Below are 6,223 nucleotides of genomic sequence, written 5' to 3' on the forward strand. Positions count from 1 at the left end.
GCTACTACTACTATCTGCTCTTCGAAGCAGCGGCCCCCCTGGTCGAAGTCTTTGGCTATGGCTTATTTGCTTACTTCCTCTATCGCCTGGGTTGGGAGGGAACAAGTTCCGAGGCGCCGCGTGGTCGCTTATTCCGCAACTGAACCTGCTACATCCAGAGAAATTGAAAACGCTCGTGCTTCTCGTTGAGACTGTCGGCATAGATGTGAGCCTGCACTGCCAAAGAGACTTTGGCTTCAGATTCGGTCACCTAGATGACCGTCCATTCATCCGAAATTCCGCCGAGAACATGGCGGCACAAATTACACGAATGACTGCACCATCAGAGTCCCCTCTCGTTCTGTTCCTCGGAGCTGGGACCAGCGCCACATCGGGAATACCGCTGGGTAATCGCCTTCGCGATAACGCGATACGACGCCTCCTAGGTCGCCCCGGACAGGAAGACACCTCACAAACTCTTGCCAACCTCTTCTTTCGCGCGTATGAGAACCTACTAACCCCTTACGAATTGCAGCAAGATCCTCGACAATTCAGCGACGAACTCACTTTCGAACGCGTAATCGCTATCGAGCAGACGCACGACCCCAGTTTGCCGACGCTCCGCGAACTAGCGGAACTAGAGCAATCGCTCCTGGCCACACCCGGGCTAGCGGTTCAGTCATTGCATCGACTCATCCGGAGCGGCCACCGCATCGTTATCGTGACCGTCAACCTTGATCGGTTCGTTGAAACTGACGTCGCGTCAGCGGTGCGAGTCTTCAGTTCTGAGGCGGACTTCGTCAATGCCAGCGAGCACGTGCGCGATTACCTGGCCGGCCGCTCCGATCTCGTGCCGGTCCTGAAAGTGCATGGGTCGATCGACGACTTCGAATCCTGCGTCGTCACGAATGATCAGACGGAGACAGGGCTGTCCGAGAGGAAGCTTGAGGCCCTGAAGCTCCTGATCGGCCCCGAGGAAGCTCCGGTTCGTTGGACGTACATCGGCGCGAGCATGCGGGATAGAGATCTTACCCAGTTCTTCCACTCAACCGAGTTCGGCAGAGGGACCGAAGAATATTGGGTGAACCCTCACCTAGTCGACTCGATCGAGGACTTCGCCCGCCCGCGTGGTGGGTTCTGGCGCAAGCGAGAGCTTCAGACCCTCGGCTCTCGCCTTATCACCGAGACCGCCGACACGTTTTTGACGGAACTAGCTGACCGTCTCGCCTCCGTGTGATCACGCAAAGGTGCCGGTTCCGTGCCGGTATCTCCGCTGAAACCACCCCAAATCAGCCGCGACTATCCATCACGACTTCCGCGGAATCACGCGGAGGACGGCGATTAACGAGTACCCACTACCCCGCCGCATCCAACTGAAAATCGAAGGGTCACCGGATCGATGCGGGTCGGAGCCACAAGGGTGATCGTTACAATCAGCCCAGAAACCCTCGCGTAGCTTCTACATCGCGGGGGTTTCGTCTTTTATCCGATCACGCGCGGTTCCGCCGCTCCCCCGCTCCGACGATGCTCCGCATCCGATCGTTGAGCGAGCGGAGCTCCGGTCGTTGAGCGAGCGGAGCGAGACGAAACGCCTTTCGCCGCACAGCTCGCCCCGCTTTGTGCCAGACCTCAGGTTGGCGAAGGCTGACGCCCCCTTCTCCTCCTTTGGCGAGCCGATCGAGTCTGCGTACTCATACGAAGAGTATGTTCGGATTATGCATAATCCGGTTACTCATAACGGCGCATACGAGCCGGCATGAGCATCTCAAGCCCGAACTGGCCGTCGTTGGGCTGGGAGGATAAGAGGTGGCAGCCCACAGCGGGCTTCGGACGGGGTCGATACAAGGCGTCCGTCCCCCCGCTGATCGCTGCGCTCACGCCCGCCCCGTCTGCGGAAGCGGTCGATGCTGCGGTCACCGCGACCAACGAACTGAGCCGATTCGACGCAGAGCTCGGCCATCGTGTCGCCGCGTTCGCGCCTGTGCTGCTCCGCTCGGAATCGGCATCGTCGTCGCAGATAGAAAACCTGACCGCGAGCGCACGAGCCATCTTCAGCGCGGAACTCGGTGCCAAGGGAAGCCGCAACGCGGAGCTGATCACCTCGAACACGCATTCCCTGCGTGCGGCGCTCGAACTCAGCGACGACCTGTCCCCCGAGGCGATCCGCGAAATGCACCGGATCCTGATGACGGACCAGCCCCGTCACACGCCGGGCGAGTGGCGGGACGAACCGGTGTGGATCGGAACCCGTACGGACAGTCCGATCGGGGCCGAGTTCGTCGCGCCCGATCACGACCGAGTCCCTGCCCTTGTCGCAGATCTTGCCGCCTTCGCCGAACGATTCGATGTCCCTGCACTCACATCTGTGGCCGTCGCGCACGCACAGTTCGAGACGATCCACCCCTTCAGCGATGGCAACGGACGTACAGGACGCGCGCTCGCTCAGGCCATGCTCCGGCACCGCGGCATCACCAGGAACGTGGCCGTACCGGTCTCAGCCGGCCTGCTTGCCGACGTGGAGGGCTATCACCGAGCGCTCACGGAGTACCGGGACGGCGATGTCTCCCCCATAGTGATGGCATTCGCCGCTGCATCGATGCGCGCGATATCGAACGCAAGACAACTCATCGCCGACATCGACCAGATTCAGGAGTCGTGGGCCACGAGGCTCACAGTGCGTCGATCAAGCAACGCCTGGCGTCTTCTCGACGTCATTGCTCGCCGCCCGGTTCTGGATGCCGCCGCAGCCGCCGCGGAGCTCGGCGTCCAACGCCCGAACATCTATCCGCCGCTCGAGGTTCTGGTAGGCGCCGGCATTCTGACAGCAAAGGCCGAGCACAAGCTCGGCCCATTCTGGCGCAGCACCGAGATCCTGGACGCGATCGACGCGTTCGCAAAGCGAGCCGGTCGCCGCGAGATGCCGCGATGAGAGTGCGCGAAGGTGAGAGTTTCGTACTCGTTTGGCCTCCGGCGCGCCTTATCCATCGAAGAGCCAAGGCTCTCGATACTGCGCCCCGTCGCCGAGCGCGCCCACGAGTTCTCCGGGGCACTCCAGCCGATCCCGGTCACTGTCGCCACTGCGAGAGAAGCTCGAGAGCACACCTCGCTCGAAGGAGAGCTCGATCCGATAGCAGGTATAGACCCGGCTGGGCCCGGGCCCTATCTTCCCCGGTGCGGGACGGCCGTCGCTGAGTCCTGACGCCACGAACATCTCGAAAGCAGCGTCGCCACCGCCTGCTTCCAGGTGAAAGTTGTAGAAGACCGCCGTGCCGTCGTCTTCCGGGAAGCGCACAGGGGTCGCGTTCCCATCCCAGTAGACGAGGGCCTCCGACAGCCTGCCGAAGATCTCGGATGCCTTCAGCCCGCCGATCCCAGGGTTGGCCAGCTCGCGGTACATCGCATTCTCCGCACCGTCGACCTGTCGCCACATGACGGGGTCGACGTCATCTCTCGCGGTTGAGCAGCCCGCTGCCACAGCACCGACGACACCCATGATCGCGACAGCAGTCACCGCCCGCCTGGCCGTCCTCATCGAGCCAGTATCACGCAGGGCTATGGAGTACGCCTGAAGACTCTTCGCACGCCGGTGCTCAGCGCGTAACAAGCCGATCCCGCGCCTGTCGGATCATCCCGTCGTCTCCGCAGTGGGGGTCATGAACATCCGCCCGGTGAGGCACATGATCACGAGTGCGGCCGCGGTCAGCGCCGCGGCGGTCCACATCGGGGCGGACAGCCCAAGCCCCGTCGTGAGCCCGAACGCACCGAGCACCGGGCCCGCGGCGGCTCCGGCGTTCAGGGCGGCGGTCGCATACGAACCGCCCATGGTCGGCGCCCCCGAGGACGCGTACAGCACGCGCGTGATCACGGTGCTGCCGACGCCGAACGACAAGAGCCCCTGGATGAGGAGCAGCACGAAAAGCATGACGGGATGCGATGCGACCGCTGCCAGGACGATCCAGCCTGTGAGCAGCAGCGACCCGCCGACGGCGAGCACGAGACCGGGTCGTCGATCCGACAGTCGCCCCGCGATCGTGACGCCGAAGAAGGATCCGATGCCGAACATCACCAGCGCGACGGAGACCCACCCCTCGGCCAGCCCGGCCGTCTCGGTCACGACGGGTGCGAAGAAGGTGAAGGCCGCGAAGGTCCCGCCGTTGATCAGCGCGCCCAACGTCATGGCCAGGACGAGCCGCGGATTCGCCAATCGTGCGAGCTCGGCCCGGAGCTGAGGCGCGGCCCCGGGGGTTGCGGGCTTGCCCGCGATGCCTCGGATGACTCCGAAGACCGCGGGGATGCACAGGATGACGATCGACCAGAACGTCGCCCGCCAGCCGAGCACGGTGCCGAGCAGCGCACCCGCAGGGACGCCCGCGACGGTCGCGATCGTCGTGCCGGCCAACAGGATCGACAAGGCACGGCCCTTCTGGTCCGCCGGCACGAGCGTGGTCGCCGTGCTCAGCGCCACGGCGAGGAAACCCGCGTTCCCGAGAGCGCTGAGCACCCGGGCGACGACGAGAAGCGGGAACACGGGCGTCAACGCACCGATCACGTGGCTTCCGGCGAACACGAGAAGGCAGATGATCAATGTGAGTCGTGGCGGCCAGCGGCGAGCGAACGCCGCCATGACCGGCGCGCCGACGACCATGCCCACCGCGAAGGCAGAGTTCAGCAGGCCCGCGGTACCGACCGAGACGTCGAGTTCGGTTGCGATTGCGGGAAGCAAGCCCGCGAGCATGAATTCCGAAGTGCCCATGACGAAGACCGCCAGGGCAAGCAGATAGAGAGCAAAAGGCATCGAGTACTCCGAGGTGAGTGATCAAGAAGGGGTTCTTTCTTGTCACCACGGCCGGCACCCCGGCATGCCAGACCTCCGCCCACGCAGATCGTGGGCGTCGTGATCAGTGGCTCAGGGGGCTGGCGGTGGGACCGTCAACCCCTGACCTGTCTGACTCGGGACTCGACACGCCTCAAACCTATCGCGCGTGGCGTACGCGGATGTCGACGCATGGCTGAGCGATCGAGGCACATCGTCGCGCGCATCCACGCCCGGCGAAGACCTAGAAGGTGCGCTCGGCGTCGAAGACGGCAAGAGCATCGGCCGCCGGAACCGGCACGGCACTGAGCTTGGCCAGCACCGCAACGGCGCTCCCGAGATCCTCGCGTTCGCTCGTCTCGATCCCGGTCAGAGTGTTGGCCATCGCGGTGAAGGCAGAGATCGCCGTCAAGGCGACCTCGGCCGAGGTCGCCGCCTTGACGGTCTTGGCCGCCGTCTTGAACCCCGCGGTGGCCTTGCGAGCAGACGCGGTGGGCCAGGCCGCGAACGGCAGCCCGTACTCCTCCAGGAACCAGGCCCTGCCCCGGGGCTTGCTCACGGACCGATGATGATCGGACGGCGCGAGCGCCTTCAGCTGCGATCGGATGCGCCGGCTGGCGTCGGCGTCGCAGTTCCAGACGATGATCGTGCCCAGATCCGGCCAGCACGACAGGTCGGGAAGTTGGGACAGGTCCGGGACGTAGCGAAGGGCGAGCCGGCGCAACGGCAGTTCCTCGAGCGCCTCCAGGTGCGCACACGCTCCCGCGAGTTCCACGTTGTCCAGATCCGGAAACTGCCGCAGCGACCGGACATCGAAGGGGACATCCAACGGATCGGAGGAGACGGAGACCTCCCGAACGCCTGCATTCTCGGGGAACGGAGGCAGTCCGCGGGCACCTCGCGAACCATCGGCCGGTGCGGGTTCCCCCTCGGGGGCCCGCATCCGCGGAAGGTGGAACGCCAGCGCCGGCACGAGCCCGTCGACCGGAGCACGCAGCGCGAAGTCCGCCGGGTCGCCGATGAGAGTCACCTGGTGACAGGTCGTCGCGGACGGAAGACGCACCGACACGTGATGCCCCTGCGACGCCACCCCCAGCCGGGCGATCTTCGCGCCCTCGAGGTGGACCGCGACGTCTGCCGTCGCCAGATAGTCCAACCCCTCGATCGGCCGCTGCTCCGACCAGGAGAACACCGAGAGGTCCTGCCCCTCGTACACGACCCAGCGCGGCCAAGCGGCTCCCGCCGGCGTCTGCAGCGAATCGAAGGACTCCCACCGCACCACGGCATCGGGAGCCACCACCAGGTCTGGACCGGGGCCCTCCCGTCGCGGACCCACGCTGACCGACCCCACACCGGTTCTCTCACCAGCCGATGGCTGGCGGGCCCCACCAGATCCAGGACGACCGTCTCGCCGCGATTGCTCATTCCCCC

The 6,223-nt window shown here is 64.8% G+C and carries 5 protein-coding genes; 2 read left to right on the top strand and 3 right to left on the bottom strand.

The genetic code is table 11. The features are described from left to right. The first annotated feature begins 700 nt into the window (after positions 1–700). The gene (locus B7X32_RS17315; protein ID WP_292722433.1) at positions 701–1,216 is read left to right on the top strand and encodes an SIR2 family protein; all 516 of its coding nucleotides are present in this window, start codon (positions 701–703) and stop codon (positions 1,214–1,216) included. A 519-nt stretch (positions 1,217–1,735) separates the two neighbouring features. Then, positions 1,736–2,908, top strand: a complete 1,173-nt coding sequence (locus tag B7X32_RS17320) for a Fic family protein (RefSeq protein WP_292722436.1) — start codon at positions 1,736–1,738, stop codon at positions 2,906–2,908. A 48-nt stretch (positions 2,909–2,956) separates the two neighbouring features. On the opposite strand, the gene B7X32_RS17325 is transcribed toward B7X32_RS17320, so the two are convergent. From B7X32_RS17325 to B7X32_RS17335, 3 genes are all read right to left on the bottom strand, one after another. Beyond that, on the bottom strand, positions 2,957–3,511 hold the full coding sequence (locus B7X32_RS17325) for a hypothetical protein (RefSeq protein ID WP_292722438.1): 555 nt from the start codon (positions 3,509–3,511) through the stop codon (positions 2,957–2,959). A 93-nt stretch (positions 3,512–3,604) separates the two neighbouring features. Then, positions 3,605–4,774, bottom strand: coding sequence for a Cmx/CmrA family chloramphenicol efflux MFS transporter (locus B7X32_RS17330; RefSeq protein ID WP_292722440.1), 1,170 nt, complete (start codon positions 4,772–4,774; stop codon positions 3,605–3,607). Between the two features lie 262 nt (positions 4,775–5,036). Further along, on the bottom strand, positions 5,037–6,008 hold the full coding sequence (locus tag B7X32_RS17335) for a hypothetical protein (protein WP_292722443.1): 972 nt from the start codon (positions 6,006–6,008) through the stop codon (positions 5,037–5,039). Between the last annotated feature and the right edge of the window lie 215 nt (positions 6,009–6,223).

It is taken from the genome of Microbacterium sp. 13-71-7 (assembly GCF_002257455.1).
GTDB lineage: Bacteria > Actinomycetota > Actinomycetes > Actinomycetales > Microbacteriaceae > Microbacterium.

What these genes read in the sequence shown, in the direction of transcription:
- B7X32_RS17320 (WP_292722436.1), top strand. Translation starts at nt 1,736, where the DNA reads ATGAGCATCTCAAGCCCGAACTGGCCGTCGTTGGGCTGGGAGGATAAG.
- B7X32_RS17325 (WP_292722438.1), bottom strand. Translation starts at nt 3,511, where the DNA reads ATGAGGACGGCCAGGCGGGCGGTGACTGCTGTCGCGATCATGGGTGTC.
- B7X32_RS17330 (WP_292722440.1), bottom strand. Translation starts at nt 4,774, where the DNA reads ATGCCTTTTGCTCTCTATCTGCTTGCCCTGGCGGTCTTCGTCATGGGC.